At 41.3% G+C, this 15,004-nt stretch carries 30 protein-coding genes; all 30 read left to right on the top strand.

Annotated elements, in window-relative coordinates:
• Nucleotides 1-227, top strand: a 227-nt coding sequence (gene tuf / locus AB1488_09910; protein MEW6410407.1) for an elongation factor Tu, incomplete at its 5' end; no start/stop codon positions are given.
• A gap of 51 nt (nt 228-278) precedes the next feature.
• On the top strand, nt 279-584 hold the full coding sequence (gene rpsJ / locus AB1488_09905) for a 30S ribosomal protein S10 (protein MEW6410406.1): 306 nt from the start codon (nt 279-281) through the stop codon (nt 582-584).
• A 32-nt stretch (nt 585-616) separates the two neighbouring features.
• Nucleotides 617-1,294, top strand: coding sequence for a 50S ribosomal protein L3 (gene rplC / locus AB1488_09900; GenBank protein ID MEW6410405.1), 678 nt, complete (start codon nt 617-619; stop codon nt 1,292-1,294).
• A gap of 11 nt (nt 1,295-1,305) precedes the next feature.
• A complete protein-coding gene (gene rplD, locus AB1488_09895) occupies nt 1,306-1,938 on the top strand; it encodes a 50S ribosomal protein L4 (protein MEW6410404.1) in 633 nt (210 codons plus the stop codon).
• A complete protein-coding gene (locus AB1488_09890) occupies nt 1,938-2,228 on the top strand; it encodes a 50S ribosomal protein L23 (GenBank protein ID MEW6410403.1) in 291 nt (96 codons plus the stop codon). Before rplD ends, AB1488_09890 begins: the two co-directional genes overlap by 1 nt.
• 66 nt (nt 2,229-2,294) lie before the next feature.
• Nucleotides 2,295-3,113 (top strand): 50S ribosomal protein L2, encoded by an 819-nt coding sequence (gene rplB / locus AB1488_09885; GenBank protein MEW6410402.1) that lies wholly within the window; start codon nt 2,295-2,297, stop codon nt 3,111-3,113.
• A 1-nt stretch (nt 3,114) separates the two neighbouring features.
• Nucleotides 3,115-3,402, top strand: coding sequence for a 30S ribosomal protein S19 (rpsS, locus tag AB1488_09880; GenBank protein MEW6410401.1), 288 nt, complete (start codon nt 3,115-3,117; stop codon nt 3,400-3,402).
• Nucleotide 3,403: 1 nt separating this feature from the next.
• The gene (rplV, locus tag AB1488_09875; GenBank protein MEW6410400.1) at nt 3,404-3,736 is read left to right on the top strand and encodes a 50S ribosomal protein L22; all 333 of its coding nucleotides are present in this window, start codon (nt 3,404-3,406) and stop codon (nt 3,734-3,736) included.
• A 14-nt stretch (nt 3,737-3,750) separates the two neighbouring features.
• Nucleotides 3,751-4,395 carry a 30S ribosomal protein S3 gene (gene rpsC / locus AB1488_09870; protein ID MEW6410399.1) on the top strand — a complete coding sequence of 215 codons (645 nt, stop codon included), beginning with the start codon at nt 3,751-3,753 and terminating at the stop codon, nt 4,393-4,395.
• A 20-nt stretch (nt 4,396-4,415) separates the two neighbouring features.
• The gene (rplP, locus tag AB1488_09865) at nt 4,416-4,832 is read left to right on the top strand and encodes a 50S ribosomal protein L16 (GenBank protein MEW6410398.1); all 417 of its coding nucleotides are present in this window, start codon (nt 4,416-4,418) and stop codon (nt 4,830-4,832) included.
• Entirely contained in the window at nt 4,832-5,032 is a 201-nt protein-coding gene (gene rpmC, locus AB1488_09860; GenBank protein ID MEW6410397.1) for a 50S ribosomal protein L29, read from the top strand. Before rplP ends, rpmC begins: the two co-directional genes overlap by 1 nt.
• Nucleotides 5,033-5,042: 10 nt before the next feature.
• Nucleotides 5,043-5,294 carry a 30S ribosomal protein S17 gene (rpsQ, locus tag AB1488_09855; protein MEW6410396.1) on the top strand — a complete coding sequence of 84 codons (252 nt, stop codon included), beginning with the start codon at nt 5,043-5,045 and terminating at the stop codon, nt 5,292-5,294.
• Between the two features lie 2 nt (nt 5,295-5,296).
• Complete coding sequence (gene rplN / locus AB1488_09850) at nt 5,297-5,665, top strand: 50S ribosomal protein L14 (protein ID MEW6410395.1); 369 nt, start codon at nt 5,297-5,299, stop codon at nt 5,663-5,665.
• Nucleotides 5,666-5,706: 41 nt separating this feature from the next.
• The gene (gene rplX, locus AB1488_09845) at nt 5,707-6,030 is read left to right on the top strand and encodes a 50S ribosomal protein L24 (protein ID MEW6410394.1); all 324 of its coding nucleotides are present in this window, start codon (nt 5,707-5,709) and stop codon (nt 6,028-6,030) included.
• A gap of 115 nt (nt 6,031-6,145) precedes the next feature.
• Entirely contained in the window at nt 6,146-6,685 is a 540-nt protein-coding gene (gene rplE / locus AB1488_09840; GenBank protein MEW6410393.1) for a 50S ribosomal protein L5, read from the top strand.
• A 69-nt stretch (nt 6,686-6,754) separates the two neighbouring features.
• On the top strand, nt 6,755-6,940 hold the full coding sequence (locus AB1488_09835) for a type Z 30S ribosomal protein S14 (protein ID MEW6410392.1): 186 nt from the start codon (nt 6,755-6,757) through the stop codon (nt 6,938-6,940).
• A 74-nt stretch (nt 6,941-7,014) separates the two neighbouring features.
• Nucleotides 7,015-7,410 (top strand): 30S ribosomal protein S8, encoded by a 396-nt coding sequence (gene rpsH, locus AB1488_09830; protein ID MEW6410391.1) that lies wholly within the window; start codon nt 7,015-7,017, stop codon nt 7,408-7,410.
• A 15-nt stretch (nt 7,411-7,425) separates the two neighbouring features.
• Nucleotides 7,426-7,968, top strand: a complete 543-nt coding sequence (gene rplF / locus AB1488_09825; protein MEW6410390.1) for a 50S ribosomal protein L6 — start codon at nt 7,426-7,428, stop codon at nt 7,966-7,968.
• Between the two features lie 36 nt (nt 7,969-8,004).
• Nucleotides 8,005-8,370, top strand: a complete 366-nt coding sequence (gene rplR / locus AB1488_09820; protein MEW6410389.1) for a 50S ribosomal protein L18 — start codon at nt 8,005-8,007, stop codon at nt 8,368-8,370.
• Between the two features lie 21 nt (nt 8,371-8,391).
• On the top strand, nt 8,392-8,946 hold the full coding sequence (rpsE, locus tag AB1488_09815) for a 30S ribosomal protein S5 (protein MEW6410388.1): 555 nt from the start codon (nt 8,392-8,394) through the stop codon (nt 8,944-8,946).
• Nucleotides 8,933-9,382 carry a 50S ribosomal protein L15 gene (gene rplO / locus AB1488_09810; GenBank protein MEW6410387.1) on the top strand — a complete coding sequence of 150 codons (450 nt, stop codon included), beginning with the start codon at nt 8,933-8,935 and terminating at the stop codon, nt 9,380-9,382. The genes rpsE and rplO overlap by 14 nt, the downstream gene beginning before the upstream one ends.
• Nucleotides 9,383-10,690 carry a preprotein translocase subunit SecY gene (gene secY / locus AB1488_09805; GenBank protein ID MEW6410386.1) on the top strand — a complete coding sequence of 436 codons (1,308 nt, stop codon included), beginning with the start codon at nt 9,383-9,385 and terminating at the stop codon, nt 10,688-10,690.
• A gap of 84 nt (nt 10,691-10,774) precedes the next feature.
• Complete coding sequence (map, locus tag AB1488_09800) at nt 10,775-11,533, top strand: type I methionyl aminopeptidase (GenBank protein ID MEW6410385.1); 759 nt, start codon at nt 10,775-10,777, stop codon at nt 11,531-11,533.
• A 48-nt stretch (nt 11,534-11,581) separates the two neighbouring features.
• Entirely contained in the window at nt 11,582-11,800 is a 219-nt protein-coding gene (gene infA / locus AB1488_09795) for a translation initiation factor IF-1 (GenBank protein MEW6410384.1), read from the top strand.
• 13 nt (nt 11,801-11,813) lie between these two features.
• Nucleotides 11,814-11,927 (top strand): 50S ribosomal protein L36, encoded by a 114-nt coding sequence (rpmJ, locus tag AB1488_09790; GenBank protein MEW6410383.1) that lies wholly within the window; start codon nt 11,814-11,816, stop codon nt 11,925-11,927.
• 73 nt (nt 11,928-12,000) lie between these two features.
• Nucleotides 12,001-12,375: a 30S ribosomal protein S13 gene (gene rpsM / locus AB1488_09785; GenBank protein MEW6410382.1), complete on the top strand. Its 375-nt coding sequence runs from the start codon at nt 12,001-12,003 to the stop codon at nt 12,373-12,375.
• A 21-nt stretch (nt 12,376-12,396) separates the two neighbouring features.
• Nucleotides 12,397-12,765: a 30S ribosomal protein S11 gene (rpsK, locus tag AB1488_09780; GenBank protein ID MEW6410381.1), complete on the top strand. Its 369-nt coding sequence runs from the start codon at nt 12,397-12,399 to the stop codon at nt 12,763-12,765.
• A gap of 82 nt (nt 12,766-12,847) precedes the next feature.
• Nucleotides 12,848-13,477 carry a 30S ribosomal protein S4 gene (gene rpsD, locus AB1488_09775; protein MEW6410380.1) on the top strand — a complete coding sequence of 210 codons (630 nt, stop codon included), beginning with the start codon at nt 12,848-12,850 and terminating at the stop codon, nt 13,475-13,477.
• A gap of 73 nt (nt 13,478-13,550) precedes the next feature.
• Entirely contained in the window at nt 13,551-14,552 is a 1,002-nt protein-coding gene (locus AB1488_09770) for a DNA-directed RNA polymerase subunit alpha (GenBank protein ID MEW6410379.1), read from the top strand.
• A gap of 18 nt (nt 14,553-14,570) precedes the next feature.
• Nucleotides 14,571-14,990, top strand: coding sequence for a 50S ribosomal protein L17 (gene rplQ / locus AB1488_09765; protein MEW6410378.1), 420 nt, complete (start codon nt 14,571-14,573; stop codon nt 14,988-14,990).
• Nucleotides 14,991-15,004: the final 14 nt, after the last annotated feature.

Here is a 15,004-nt window from a genome sequence, read left to right as displayed (position 1 = left end):
ATACCCCATTTTTCAATGGGTATCGTCCCCAGTTCTACTTCAGGACAACAGATGTCACTGGTGTGGTAAAGCTGCCTGAGGGTGTTGAGATGGTAATGCCAGGGGATAATATCTCTACGACAGTAGATCTCATCACCCCTATAGCGATGGAGAAGGAATTAAGATTCGCAGTAAGAGAAGGTGGAAGAACAGTAGGTGCAGGTGTGGTAACGGAGATAATTGAGTAAGAGGTATCATAGAATGAGATTTGAGATTTGGAATTTTTTGGGATTAATGGAATGACTCAGAGGATAAGGATAAGACTTAAGGCATACGACCACAGGTTACTTGATCAAGCGGTTCAGGAAATAGTTGATACCGCCAGAAGGACAGGTGCAAGAATCTCCGGTCCAGTCCCGCTACCTACAAAGATAAGCAAATTTACAGTACTCAGGTCACCACACGTAGATAAAAAATCGAGGGAGCAGTTTGAGATAAGGACACATAAAAGGCTTATAGATATCCTTGAGCCAACACCACAGACCGTAGATGCCTTGATGAAGCTTGACCTGGCGGCAGGAGTAGATGTTGAGATAAAGTCATGATAAAAATGCACAGCGAGCAAAAGCGAGCGAATATGAAACAAAAAAATTCATTACATTTCGAAGATTCTCCACAGCAAGCTGTGGGGAAATTCAAAGGGATACTGGGAAAGAAAATAGGAATGACACAGATCTTCACAAAAGATGGGAAGGTGATTCCTGTCACTGTTGTGGAGGCAGGTCCGTGTCGTGTAGTTCAGATAAAAACCATCGAACATGATGGCTACGAGGCGGTACAGCTCGGTTTCGATGAAGTAAGAAAAGAAAAAAATATTATAAAACCTCTTCTCGGTCATTTCAAGAAAGCAGGAACTCCGCCGTTCCGTTATCTAAGGGAGTTCCGTGGCATGACTGGTTTAAAGATAAACGATAATGTTGCCGTAGATATATTCAGAAAAGGTGATATTGTTGATGTTACTGGTACTTCTAAGGGAAAAGGGTTCGCTGGTGTTATGAAAAGATATGGTTATCATGGTGGACCTGGTTCCCATGGTTCTATGTTTAATCGTGCCCCTGGCTCCATAGGAAGCAGCTCATTTCCATCAAGGGTCTGGAAAAACAAAGGACTTCCCGGACACATGGGGTGTGAAAGGGTAACTGTAAAAAATATAGAGGTAGTGGATGTTAAAAAGGAGCAAAATCTGCTTCTCTTAAAAGGGGCAATACCGGGTGCAAATGGTGGATTATTAATCATAAAAGGTGTATCAGAGTGAGCGGTGTATAGATGCCAGAGATTGAAATTATAGATTGCCATAGAAAAATTGTCGGTAAAATAAATCTGAAATCTGAGATATTCGGTGTTGAGATCAATAAACCACTCATTCATGAGGTTGTAGTTAATTATTTAACCAATAAAAGGAGTGGGACCGCTTCTACAAAGACACGGGGTCTTGTAAGTGGAAGTGGCAGGAAGCCATGGAGACAGAAAGGTACGGGCAGAGCGAGGGTAGGTAGTATTCGTTCACCATTATGGAGGGGTGGAGGAACGGTATTTGGTCCTATGCCAAAGGACTATTACTACCGAGTCCCTAAGAAAAAGAAATGGCTGGCGATGAATTCAGCCCTTTCGAGCAAACTCTCTGCAGGTGAGTTGATAGTATTAGACAGGATTGAAATACCTGAACATAGGACAAAGCTCATGGTGTCTATGTTGAAGGATCTCGGGATTACAGAAGAAAGTATCCTTATATTGATACATGGAGATATGGCAGAGAAAAACATTCTCCTTGCATCAAGGAATATTCCAAATGTCTCTGTAGTGCGGTTAGATTCTCTTAATGTCTATGACCTGCTTAGACATCAAAAGGTACTCATGACATTAGAGACAATCAAGAAGATAGAGGAGATATTCTCCTGATGAAGACCCCATACGATATAATAAGTAAGCCACTTCTCACAGAGAAGAGCTCGAAGATAAAAGAGGCTCAGAATAAGATAGTCTTCAAGGTGGCACGTGATGCGAACAAGATAGAGATAAAAAAGGCAGTTGAAGAGGTATTTAATGTAAAGGTTCTCAAGGTGGCGACAATGAACTTTCTTGGTAAAACAAAGAGGACAAGGCTCAGAAAGGGTAAGAGACCTGATTGGAAAAAGGCTATCGTTACACTGAAACCAGGGGAAAAGATTCAGGTTCTTGAAGGACTGTAAAAATGAGCAATGAACAATTACTAATTAATAATTCATCATTGATAATTAACTTAAAGGAGACAGATTTTGGGTATAAAGGCGTATAAACCAACATCAGCAGGAAGAAGATTTCAAACCGTATCTACTTTTGAAGAGTTAACGAGGAAAAAACCCTATAAGCCGCTTGTTACCTTCATCTCCAAAAGTGGTGGAAGGAATAATTCCGGTCATATGAGTGTCAGACATAGGGGTGGTGGACACAAAAGGGCTTACAGGATAATAGACTTCAAGAGAGATAAGATTGGTGTTCAAGCTACGGTAGAAAGCATCGAGTATGATCCTAACAGATCGGCAAGGATTGCCCTTCTTAAATATATCGATGGTGAGAGACGATATATAATAGCCCCGCTGGGTTTATCGGTGAATGATGTGGTTCTATCCGGTCCTGATGCTGATATAAAACCAGGAAACGCATTGCCACTCAGTAATATACCTGTTGGTACTACCATACATAATATTGAATTACGTAAAGGGCAGGGGGGAGTACTCGCAAGGAGTGCAGGTGCATCAGCACAACTTGTCGCAAAAGAAGATAATTATGTGCAGATCAGGCTTTCTTCAGGAGAGGTAAGATTAGTGCCTTCAAACTGTATGGCTACTATAGGTCAGGTTGGAAATATTGAACATGAAAATATTTCTATCGGCAAAGCTGGTAGATCAAGGTGGGGCGGGAAAAGACCGAGTGTAAGGGGTGTCGCAATGAACCCTGTAGATCATCCATTGGGTGGTGGAGAAGGCAAAAGCTCAGGAGGAAGACCAGCAGTATCGCCATGGGGCAGACCTGAAGGCATCAAAACAAGACGCAAGAAAACCTCAGATAGATATATTATAAAACGGAGAAAGTAAGATGCCAAGATCTTTAAAAAAGGGCCCATTTGTGGATGAAAAGTTACTGAGGAAAATCCAGGAGATGAACAATTCAGGTGAGAAAAAGATGATCAAGACCTGGTCTCGTAGATCTACAATAACCCCTGAGTTTATAGGTCATACAATAGCCGTTCACAGTGGAAAAAGGTTTATCCCTGTATACATAAGTGAGAATATGATCGGACATAAACTCGGTGAGTTTTCCCCCACAAGAACATTTAAGGCACATGGGGGGGCTACTGAGAAATCAACGACTGTAAAGGGATAATATGGAGGCAAGGGCAGTACTCAGATATATCAGGATTACTCCACGAAAGGCGCGTTTGGTGGTTGACCTTATAAGAGGCAAACAGGTGACTGAAGCTATGAATATACTGAAATTCTTACCAAAACATGCCTCACGCATTGTCTCTGGAGTGCTCCATTCAGCAATAGCGAATGCTGAACAGAAGGGCGTAAAGGACATTGAAACACTTTTTATAAGTAAGGCATATGTTGAACAAGGTCCATCTTATAAGAGATTTATGCCGAGGGCGATGGGCAGAGTTAATCTAATTAAAAAAAGGACAAGTCATATAATAATCGTGGTAAGTGAAAAATGATTTAGGAGGTTGTTTTGGGACAGAAGACTCATCCAATCGGAAACAGGCTTGGAATCATTAAGACATGGAACTCAAGATGGTTTGCAGAGAAAGGATATTCAGAACTGCTTCTTGAGGACCTGAAGATTAAAAAATTACTTAAAGAAAGGCTATTTCATGCAGGGATTTCTAAGATAGAGATAGAACGATTGAGTCAGAAGGTAAGGGTATTTATATATACAGCAAGGCCAGGGATAATCATCGGGAAAAGGGGTGCAGAGGTAGATCGACTCAGTAAAGAACTCGAATCCCTTACGAGAAAACAGGTAAGCATCGAGATAAAAGAGGTGAGAAAGCCAGAAATAGACCCCCAGCTCGTGGCCGAGAATGTTGCTTTACAGATTGAAAGAAGGGTAGCATTCAGAAGGGCTATGAAGAAAGCGGTTGCCTCTGCCTTAAGGTTCGGTGCTCAGGGAACAAAGATAGCCTGCTCCGGAAGGCTTGGAGGTGCTGAAATAGCCCGAACAGAATGGTATAGAGAAGGACGTGTACCCCTTCATACATTCAGGGCTGATATTGATTATGGGTTTGCAGAGGCAAAGACAACCTATGGTCAAATAGGCGTAAAGGTATGGATGTATAGGGGTGAATTGCTTCCTGAAAAGAAGTCAACAGGTTAAGTTAAAAAGGGTTTTTTATCATGTTAATGCCTAAAAAAGTAAAGCACAGAAAAAAACAAAAGGGCAGAATGAACGGAATATCTTATAGGGGTTCAGAGGTTACATTTGGTGAATATGGACTTAAGGCGTTAGAGCCGGGTTGGATTTCAAGTCGCCAGATAGAGGCTGCTCGTATAGCGATGACGAGGCATGTAAAGAGAGGTGGCAAGATATGGATCAGGATATTCCCGGATAAACCAATAACTAGAAAACCTGCTGAGACAAGAATGGGCAAGGGTAAAGGCAGTCCTGAATTCTGGGTAGCTGTAGTAAAACCAGGCAGGATTGTATATGAAATGGCAGGGGTTACAGAAGAGATTGCAAGGGAGGCATTTCGTCTTGCATCGCATAAACTTCCTGTTGCTACTCAGTTTGTTAAGAGACACGAGGGGATGTGATGAAGGTTACAGAATTGAGAACCATGACTATAGATGAGTTAAAAAATAAAGAAAAGGAACTGAAACGGGAGCTTTTTAATCTCAGGGCTCAGCAGGTCATGGGTGAGATTGAGAATCCGATGAGGATACGCCAGGTCAGAAAAAATATAGCGAGGGTAAAGACCATAATTACAGAAAAAGGATTGAGGGGTAAGGGTTAAGGATTACAGCATGACAATAAAGAGAAAAAGATATACAGGTAAAGTAATAAGCAACAAGATGGATAAAACCGTTGTAGTAGCAATTGAGAGGCTTGTGCAACATCCGCTGTATAAGAAAATCGTTAAAAGGATTACAAGGCTCAAGGCACACGATGAAAAGAATGAATGCAAGATTGGAGATATAGTCTCTATCGTAGAAACCCGTCCCCTTAGTAAAGAAAAGCGGTGGATGGTTCTTGAGATTGTAAAGAAGGCTGAATAAAGGTGGTCCAGTTAAGAAGCATATTAGATGTAGCTGATAATTCAGGAGCCAAGAAGGTTCAATGTATAAAGGTTCTCGGTGGTTCGCACAAAAGATATGCAACAGTAGGAGATGTTATTGTCGTGAGCATAAAAGAGGCTGCACCTGATGCGGCTATAAAGAAGGGCACGGTTGCAAAAGCAGTGGTGGTAAGAACAGCAAAGGAGCTGAGGAGACCTGATGGCACCCATATAAGGTTCGATAGAAATGCTGCCGTTATTATAAATGCACAGGGAGAGCCTGTGGGAACGCGGATATTTGGACCGGTTGCGCGAGAACTCAGGTGGAAAAATTTTATGAAGATTATATCTCTGGCGCCAGAGGTGCTTTAAATTAAGGGATAAGGGATAAGGGGTAAGGATTAAGGAGATAGATGAGTCTGGGAATTAAAAAGAATGATACAGTAGTTGTGATTGCCGGAAAAGAAAAAGGAAAAAAGGGAAGAGTCCTTACAGTCTTTCCCCGAAAAGAAAGGATAATTGTTGAAAAGTTAAATATTATCAAGAGACATATGAGACCAACCCCGAAGTATAAACAGGGTGGTATTATAGAAAAAGAAGGAACTATCCATATCTCAAATGTTATGCTAATTTGTAATAAATGTGATAAACCTACCCGCATAGGAGTGAGATACCTTGAGGATGGTGAAAAAGTAAGAGTCTGTAAAAAGTGTGGAGAGAATATAGATAGCAAGTGAAGAGAAAGTGAAAGAGAAAGTGAAAGTAAAGGAGAAAAAGACAACAACAGAGGAAAGGGAATCCCCAAAAAGTACACCGAGCGAAGCGAAGGACTTTTTGGGGTTAAGAGATAATATCCCAAGATTTAAAGAAAAATACAGAAAAGATGTTGTCCCTGCGTTGATGAGGCATTTTTCTTACAGAAATATAATGGAGGTTCCAAGGGTTCAAAAGATCGTTATCAATGTAGGTATGGGAAAAGCTATTCAGGATATCAAGCTCCTTGATTCGGCAGTAAAGGAAGTTGCAGCCATTACAGGGCAGCATCCTGCTATAACTAAGGCAAAGAGATCGATCGCTGGATTTAAGCTCAGGGCAGGGGTATCTATCGGATGCAAGGTCACCCTGAGGGGTAACAGGATGTATGAATTCCTTGATCGTTTGATCAATATTTCGCTTCCAAGGATTAGGGATTTTAGAGGTGTCTCTGGAAAGGCTTTTGATGGTAGAGGAAATTATACACTCGGCATAAAGGAGCAGTTTGTATTTCCAGAGGTCGATTATGAGAAGGTCGCATCTGTGCATGGGATGGATATTGTTATTGTGACAACAGCAAAAAGTGATGATGAAGGTAAAGTGCTGTTAAAATTATTAGGGTTACCTTTTAGAGATTAAGGACACCTCAAAAAATCAAAAGATTCTTGAGGGATTCCAACGGTCGATGGCTCGTAGAGTGGAGATAAGGTGGCAAAAAAATCTTTAATAACAAAGGCGAAACGGGAACAAAAGTTCAGAGTAAGGGCATATCACAGGTGTAATATATGTGGAAGACCGAGGGGTTATCTCAGACGATTCGGAATGTGCAGGATATGCTTCAGGATGCTTGCCCTGAGAGGTGAAATACCTGGTGTCACAAAATCGAGCTGGTAACTGAAGACAATGAACAATTATCAATTGCTAATTAATAATTCATCACTGGTGATTGATTTTGGAGGTCTAAGGAAATGATGACCGACCCTATTGCTGATATGCTTACAAGAATCAGGAATGCAAATGCCATAAAAGAAGAAAAAGTAGATATTCCTGCCTCTAACATAAAACTGCAGATAGCAGGGATATTAAAAAAAGAGGGTTTTATAAAAAATTATAAGATGCTTAAGGGTAATCAAAGGGGAATAATAAGGATTTACCTCAAGTATTCAGAAAAGGAAGAACCTGTAATTACAGGGCTGAAAAGGGTAAGCACACCCGGAAAAAGGGTATACACAAAAAAGGATAAACTGCCACGAATAATGGGAGGCACTGGTATCGCCATCATTTCTACTTCAAAAGGTATATTAACTAACAAAGAGTGCCTGAGAGATGGTGTTGGTGGGGAGATACTCTGCTATGTGTGGTAGCAATTGTAAGAAATTATGTCAAGGATAGGCAAAAAGGCTATTGATATACCGGCTGGTGTAACAGCGAATGTTGAAAAGAATAGGGTGACAGTAAAAGGTCCCCTCGGGGAGCTTTCATGGGAGTTCCATCCAAAGATGATTGTCAAAACAGTAGACAATAAGATAGCCGTCGAAAGACCCATGGATCAGAGGTATTATCGTGCTCTTCACGGATTAACAAGAAGCATAATAGCCAATATGGTAACAGGTGTATCGAGGGGATATGAAAAGTCTCTTGATATTGAAGGAATTGGATTTAAGGCTCAGATTCAGGGAAAGAAGCTTATATTAACTCTTGGATATTCCCATCCTGTAGAATTTGAACTACCTAAGAATATAGACGCAGCGGTAGACCCAAAACAGACAAGGATAACAATAAAGGGTATAGACAAACAATTGGTCGGTCAAGTTGCTGCAGATATAAGGGCGATAAAGAAACCTGAACCATACAAAGGTAAGGGAATTAGATATACCACAGAAACCATTAAGAGAAAAGAGGGTAAGGCTGGGAAAAAATAAAAAACGGTGAACGATTAACGATTAACGGAATAAGCGATGGTTACAGATAAAGAACTCAAGAGAAAGAGGCGACATCTGAGGGTAAGGAAAAGGGTATCTGGAAACTCTGAGAGACCGAGACTCAGTGTCTTCAGAAGCGCCAAGCACATATATTGCCAGATAATAGATGATACAAAGGGTAACACGATCGTTTCTGCCTCTACCATAGATAAAGAAATCATGGGTGCCTCTATCATTTACGGAGGAAATATCGAGGCAGCTAAAAAGGTTGGAGCCCTCATAGCTGTGAAGGCGGCTAAATTGGGTATTAAAAAAGTAGTCTTTGATCGTTCTGGTTATCTTTACCATGGCAGGGTAAAAGCATTAGCAGAGGCTGCACGGGAAGGTGGGTTAGAATTTTGAATTTATTGCGAGGAGGGATAATTGAAGTCAGACTCAGAACAGTCGAACCTGAAAGATAAGGTTATATATATAAACAGGGTTGCCAAGGTTGTAAAGGGAGGGAGGAGGTTTAGTTTCAGTGCCCTTGTTGTTGTTGGAGATGGAGAAGGTTCTGTTGGAATTGGTAAAGGAAAGGCTGCAGAGGTTCCAGAGGCTATAAGGAAAGCGATAGAAAAGGCGAAGAAGAACATGATAAAGATTCCATTAAAAAACTCAACAATTCCACACGAGATCCTGGGGCACTATGGTTCAGGTGAGGTATTACTAAAACCTGCATCTCGCGGCACAGGGCTCATTGCTGGTGGTGCAGTAAGGGCTGTACTTGAGGTGGCTGGAGTCCAGGATATCCTGACCAAATCCCTCGGAAGCAATAATCCTCACAATGTTGTGAATGCTACTATCAACGGTCTCAAAAAGCTCAGGGATGCAGAAGGTGTAAAAAGTTTGAGGGAGAAAGAAACCTACCCCAAAAATCAAATGATTTCTGGGGACACTGGTGAAGTATCTGGAGAGGTAGAGAATAATGAGGTTAAATGAACTTACTCCTGCAGAAGGTTCAAAAAAGAAATCTAAAAGGGTAGGTAGAGGCCCTGGCTCAGGACATGGTAAAACTGCCTGCAAAGGACATAAAGGACAGAAATCCCGTTCAGGTGGTGGGAAAGGTCCCGGCTTCGAAGGTGGACAGATGCCTCTTATCAGGAGAGTGCCGAAGAGGGGTTTCAGGAATTTATTCAAGAAAGAATATGCAATCGTAAATCTTAAAGATTTAGAGAGACTCAGCGACATCGACCTTATAGACCCTGATATCCTTATGAACGAAGGGCTTATCAAAGGATATAAAGATGGTGTAAAGATATTGGGGGAGGGTAATATAGAGAGGGCTATTACCTGCAGAGCACATAAATTCAGCAAAACAGCACAGGAAAAAATACTCTCTGCAGGTGGAAGAATAGAGCTAATTGGAGGAAGATAAGTGCCTGGTATTTCGAGTTTTCAAAATATCTTTAAGATACCTGAGCTAAAAAGCAGGGTAATCTTCACCCTTGCACTCTTGGCTGTTTACAGGATCGGAGGACACATCCCTACACCTGGTATAAATGGTGAGGAACTGAGCAAATTCCTTGCAGCAAAAGGTGGGGCGCTGATGGGTTTTTTCGACATGTTCTCTGGAGGTGCACTCTCAAGACTCACTGTCTTTGCATTAGGAATAATGCCATATATAAGCGCCTCCATTATCCTCCAGCTATTAACGGTAGTGATTCCCGCTATTGGCAGGCTTGCAAAGGAAGGAGAACAAGGTAGAAAGAAAATAACACAGTACACGCGTTATGGCACTGTGCTTATCAGTGCAATACAGTCTTTCGGCATAGCTCTCGGTTTAGAAGGAATGAGTGAAGGGGCATTTGTTCAGAATCCTGGCTGGGCGTTCAGACTCATGACAGTAATTACACTTACATCTGGCACAGCATTCATCATGTGGCTTGGGGAACAGATAACCGAAAGAGGCATAGGCAACGGCATATCACTCATCATATTTGCTGGCATTGTCGCAAGTCTTCCAAATGCTGTTATTAACACAATAAGGCTATTCAAGACAGGTGAACTTCCACTTCTTCTGGTAATTGCCCTTTTAGTGCTTATAGTCGCAGTAGTCGCTGTTGTAATATTTATTGAAAGAGGTCAAAGAAAGGTGCCTGTTCAGTATGCTAAAAGGGTGATCGGCAGGAAGATGTATGGGGGACAGAGTACCCATATCCCGCTTAAGATTAATACCTCAGGGGTTATTCCACCTATTTTTGCTTCATCTATAATTATGTTTCCTGCAACGATAGCAGGGTTTACAGCAGTTCCATGGATCCAATCAATTGCAAGGCAGTTTGCTCCAGGTACGCTATTTTATACGATACTTTATGTAAGTATGATATTTTTCTTCTGTTATTTTTATACCGCAATAATATTTAATCCTGTTGACCTTGCAGATAATCTGAAGAAATATGGTGGTTTTATCCCTGGTATAAGACCGGGCAAGAAGACATCAGAATATATATACAGGGTGCTCTCCAGAATTACATTCGGCGGGGCGATATACCTTTCTGTCGTATGTGTATTGCCGGAGATACTGATCAATAATTTTAATGTTCCATTTTATTTTGGTGGAACCTCTCTTCTGATTGTCGTCGGGGTAGCTCTTGATACTGTTTCTCAGATAGAATCTCACATGCTTACCCGTTCATACGAAGGCTTTCTCAGGAAAGGGCGAATAAAGGGAAGAAGGGGCTGATACCATTCCAAAATTCAATCCTGAACTTGAATTCAGGATCTTAAGGTATTTAAATTTTAAGGTTTAAATTTGTAATTTTTAAAGATGATCATATTGAAGTCCCGTCAGGAGATAGCGAGTATCTCACGGGCATGCAGGATTGTTGCTGAGGCACTGGAGGAAATTAAAGGGCTAATTAAGCCAGGGACCACAACTGCTGAAATAGATAATCTTGTTGAAGGATTTATTAGAAAGAAAGGTGGAGTGCCGGCGTTTAAAGGATACAGAGGATTCCCGAACAGTATATGTACCTCCATAAATGAACAGGTTGTACATGGTATACCATCGGATCGAAAACTCATAGAGGGTGATATAATCAGTCTTGATCTCGGTGTTATTATAGATGGTTATTATGGCGATGCCGCTGTTACCTTCCCTGTAGGAGAAGTAAGCCTGAAAGCCCTGAGACTGCTCAAGGTTACTGAGGCATCGCTGTATGCAGGGATAGAGAAGGCTATAATCGGGAACAGGGTATCAGATATCTCCTGTGCTATTCAAACACTTGTGGAGAAAGAGGGCTTTTCTGTTGTACGGGATTTTGTAGGGCACGGTATTGGTCGGTATCTCCATGAAGAGCCTCAGATACCAAATTTTGGTGAGGCAGGACAGGGTGCCAGGCTGAAGGAAGGGATGACATTAGCTATCGAGCCGATGGTTAATGCAGGAGACTACAGGACAACCCTCCTGAATGATAAATGGACAGCGGTAACGGTAGATGGGGAGCTTTCAGCACATTTTGAGCATACGATAGCAGTCACATCAGATGGCCCTCTAATATTGACAAAATGCGAAATGATTTGGTAAAATATAATGTTTTAACAATAATGAGCTTGTCGAATTTAATGCTGAGGAATGCCTAAGGAAGACGCAATAGAGGTACAGGGTACTATTTTAGAGCCTTTACCAAATGCCATGTTCCGGGTAGAATTGGAAAATGGGCATAAAGTGCTGGCACATGTATCAGGAAAGATGAGGATGCATTTTATAAAGATACTACCCGGAGATAAGGTCTTGGTGGAACTTTCTCCCTATGACCTTACAAGGGGAAGAATAGTTTACAGGTTTAAATAAGGGAGTTATTGTCGTGAAGGTCAGGTCTTCGGTAAAACCGATATGTAATAAATGCAAGGTAATTAAGCGTAGTGGTATTGTAAGGATAATCTGTGTAAATCCAAAGCATAAGCAGAGACAGGGATAAGGCAGTTTATGAGTTGTGAGTCCAGAGTTGTGAGTGAAAGAAAATCGTCGAACTGACAGGAGGAGGGAAAAGGTTGGCGAGGATTGCAGGAGTTGATATACCAAGGGAAAAACGGATTGAGATAGGATTGACCTATATTTATGGTATAGGCAGAACAACCTCCTTAAAGATACTCGAAGAGGCAGGTGTAAATCCTGATATGCGAGTTAAAGACCTTAAAGATAACGAGGTTGTAAGGATACGCGAAATTATAGAAAAGGATTATAAGGTTGAAGGTGACCTCAGGCGCGAGGTCTCAATGAATATCAAAAGACTCATGGATATAGGTTGTTACAGAGGAATCCGTCACAGGAAGGGTTTACCTGTCAGAGGACAGAGAACAAGGACTAATGCAAGAACACGAAAAGGTCCAAGAAAACCTATAGGTGGAAGGAAAAAGGTCTCATAGAAATCTTTGAGGAGTTAGGTTATGGCAAAAGAGAAAAAAAAGGATATACTGAATGGTATTGTGCATATTCAGGCATCATTCAACAATACCATAATTACTATTACGGATATAAATGGAAATGTCATATCATGGGCAAGTGCGGGAAATCAGGGGTTTAAGGGCTCCAGGAAAAGTACTCCATACGCAGCACAGATGGCTTCAATGGCAGCAGCAAAAAAGGCTCTTTCTCATGGCATGAAACAGGTAGACGTATATGTAAAGGGACCAGGTGCAGGAAGGGAATCTGCAATTAGAGCACTTCAATCAGCAGGTCTTGAGGTATCACTTATAAAGGATGTTACACCTGTTCCACATAATGGATGTAAACCCCCGAAAAGGAGGAGAGTATAGAGTTTGGAGTTAGGAGTTCGGAAGAAAACTCTGAACTCTGAACTAAAAACTCTGAACTCCGAACTAATAGGAGGAGGATAACTTGGCAAGATATATTGGGCCTCTTTGCAGGCTGTGTAGAAGGGAGAATTCGAAACTCTTTCTTAAGGGAGAGCGGTGCTTTAAGGATAAATGTGCATTAGAACGCAGAAACTATCCACCAGGTCAACATGGACAAGGGAGAATTAAGGTATCAGATTATGGCTTACAGCTCAGAGAAAAACAGAAACTCAGCAGAATATATGGTCTGCTTGAACGCCAGTTCAGGAACTACTTTGAGAAAGCTGAACGAATGGAAGGAATAACAGGAGAAAACCTCCTTCAGCTCCTCGAGAGAAGACTTGATAATGTCGTTTATCGCCTTGGATTTGCATCATCACGAAATGAGGCACGCCAGATGGTCAGGCATGGCCATTTCATCATCAACGGGAAAAAAGTAAATATTCCCTCATTTCTGTTACATCAGGATGATGTTATAGAACTATCAGAAAAGAGCAGAAAAATACAGAAGATAGCTGATTCGATCTCGAATGTTGAAGCGAAAGGAATACCTTCGTGGCTCCAGCTTGAGAAGGAGAACCTTAGAGGACATATAATCCATCTGCCAACAAAAGATGAGATTATACTCCCAGTACAGGAACAGATAGTGGTTGAATTCTATTCCAAATTGTAAATTAAGTAGTTTTTGATAGGGACTTAGGCGTCTCAGAGGTATCACATCCTTATAGGTACACTGAGGAGGATATATGAAAATACGAAAAAGGGGCTTTCAGCTCCCTAAAAAGATTCATTTCGATACGGAAAGTCTCACTGATACATATGGTAAATTCTATGCAGAGCCTTTCGAGAGGGGATTCGGAACAACTATCGGTAACTCCTTAAGGAGGGTGCTTCTTTCTTCCCTCGAAGGAGCTGCAATTACATCTGTAAGGATCGATGGCATAGTACATGAATTTTCAACGATAAAAGGTGTTGTAGAAGATGTTACCGATATTATACTTAATTTAAAGAACATCCGCTTTAAAATGTATACAGATAGACCGAAAAGACTTCATCTGAAAGCAAGGGGCCCATGCAAGATAAAAAGCTCCGACATATCACTTGTGAGTGATGTAGAGACTTTGACCCCTGATGCTCATATAGCTACTCTTGATAAAAACGCAACAGTTGAGATGGAACTGATGGTTAAAAGGGGCAGAGGATATTTATCTGCTGAGGGGAATAAGGATCCTGACCAACCTGTCGGTGTTATACCAATTGATTCTATTTTTTCACCGATAAGAAAAGTAAATTTCTGGGTTGAGAATGCAAGGGTGGGTGGTTCTACAGACTATGATAAGCTTATCATGGAGATCTGGACTGACGGGAGCATAAGTCCTCAGTCTGCAGTAAGTCATGCCGCATCTATCCTCAGGGACCACTTATCTATCTTTACAGAAGATGAGGACAAGACAGAGGAGACTGTTGTTGAACCTGGGCGTGAGGAAGAGGTCTTTAATGAAAATCTTCTCAAGAGTGTGGAAGAACTTGAACTTTCTGTGAGGGCATATAACTGCTTGAAAAATGCAAACATAAAGACAATAGCCGATCTGGTGCAGAAGACCGAACATGAGATGCTAAAAACTAAAAACTTTGGAAGAAAATCACTAAACGAGATAAAAGAAATACTCGCGGGGATGGGTCTATACCTCGGTATGAAAATTGATGTTAAGGCATTACAGAAGGCAATGGCAGCGATAGAAAAATAAAACGGGAATGAGATAGATATGCGTCATAGGGTTGCTGGAAGACAATTTGGTCGTAGTGCAAATCAGAGAAAGGCACTTTTCAGGAGTCTTATTATCGCTCTTTTTAAGCATGAGCGGATAGAAACTACAGTAGCCAAGGCAAAAGAGATTAAAAAAATAGCAGAAAGACTTGTAACACTCGGAAGAAGGGGTGACCTCCATTCTCGCAGACTTGCATTAAGGAAAGTCGGCAATGAAGATGCGATTGTAAAACTCTTTGATAAGATTGCTCCGCGAATGAAAGAAAAGAATGGGGGGTATCTTAGAATAATAAGGACAAGGAATCGTCTTGGCGATGCTGCCTCAATGGCTATCATTGAGTTTGTGGATTATGACGATGTAAAGAAAAAAGAGAAAGAGGAAAAAGAAAAAAAGGAAAAAACAAAGAAAAAAGCGTAAGAAAAATGGGACGG

Source organism: Nitrospirota bacterium (assembly GCA_040756155.1).
Lineage (GTDB): Bacteria > Nitrospirota > Thermodesulfovibrionia > JACRGW01 > JBFLZU01 > JBFLZU01.
This window is presented reverse-complemented; position numbering and strand designations above follow the sequence as displayed.

Bases quoted from the DNA above. Each gene is read 5' to 3' on its own strand.
- rpsJ (MEW6410406.1), top strand. From the start codon at position 279: ATGACTCAGAGGATAAGGATAAGACTTAAGGCATACGACCACAGGTTA.
- rplC (MEW6410405.1), top strand. From the start codon at position 617: ATGAAACAAAAAAATTCATTACATTTCGAAGATTCTCCACAGCAAGCT.
- rplD (MEW6410404.1), top strand. From the start codon at position 1,306: ATGCCAGAGATTGAAATTATAGATTGCCATAGAAAAATTGTCGGTAAA.
- AB1488_09890 (MEW6410403.1), top strand. From the start codon at position 1,938: ATGAAGACCCCATACGATATAATAAGTAAGCCACTTCTCACAGAGAAG.
- rpsS (MEW6410401.1), top strand. From the start codon at position 3,115: ATGCCAAGATCTTTAAAAAAGGGCCCATTTGTGGATGAAAAGTTACTG.
- rplV (MEW6410400.1), top strand. From the start codon at position 3,404: ATGGAGGCAAGGGCAGTACTCAGATATATCAGGATTACTCCACGAAAG.
- rplP (MEW6410398.1), top strand. From the start codon at position 4,416: ATGTTAATGCCTAAAAAAGTAAAGCACAGAAAAAAACAAAAGGGCAGA.
- rpmC (MEW6410397.1), top strand. From the start codon at position 4,832: ATGAAGGTTACAGAATTGAGAACCATGACTATAGATGAGTTAAAAAAT.
- rpsQ (MEW6410396.1), top strand. From the start codon at position 5,043: ATGACAATAAAGAGAAAAAGATATACAGGTAAAGTAATAAGCAACAAG.
- rplX (MEW6410394.1), top strand. From the start codon at position 5,707: ATGAGTCTGGGAATTAAAAAGAATGATACAGTAGTTGTGATTGCCGGA.
- rpsH (MEW6410391.1), top strand. From the start codon at position 7,015: ATGATGACCGACCCTATTGCTGATATGCTTACAAGAATCAGGAATGCA.
- rplF (MEW6410390.1), top strand. From the start codon at position 7,426: ATGTCAAGGATAGGCAAAAAGGCTATTGATATACCGGCTGGTGTAACA.
- rplR (MEW6410389.1), top strand. From the start codon at position 8,005: ATGGTTACAGATAAAGAACTCAAGAGAAAGAGGCGACATCTGAGGGTA.
- rplO (MEW6410387.1), top strand. From the start codon at position 8,933: ATGAGGTTAAATGAACTTACTCCTGCAGAAGGTTCAAAAAAGAAATCT.
- map (MEW6410385.1), top strand. From the start codon at position 10,775: ATGATCATATTGAAGTCCCGTCAGGAGATAGCGAGTATCTCACGGGCA.
- infA (MEW6410384.1), top strand. From the start codon at position 11,582: ATGCCTAAGGAAGACGCAATAGAGGTACAGGGTACTATTTTAGAGCCT.
- rpsK (MEW6410381.1), top strand. From the start codon at position 12,397: ATGGCAAAAGAGAAAAAAAAGGATATACTGAATGGTATTGTGCATATT.
- AB1488_09770 (MEW6410379.1), top strand. From the start codon at position 13,551: ATGAAAATACGAAAAAGGGGCTTTCAGCTCCCTAAAAAGATTCATTTC.
- rplQ (MEW6410378.1), top strand. From the start codon at position 14,571: ATGCGTCATAGGGTTGCTGGAAGACAATTTGGTCGTAGTGCAAATCAG.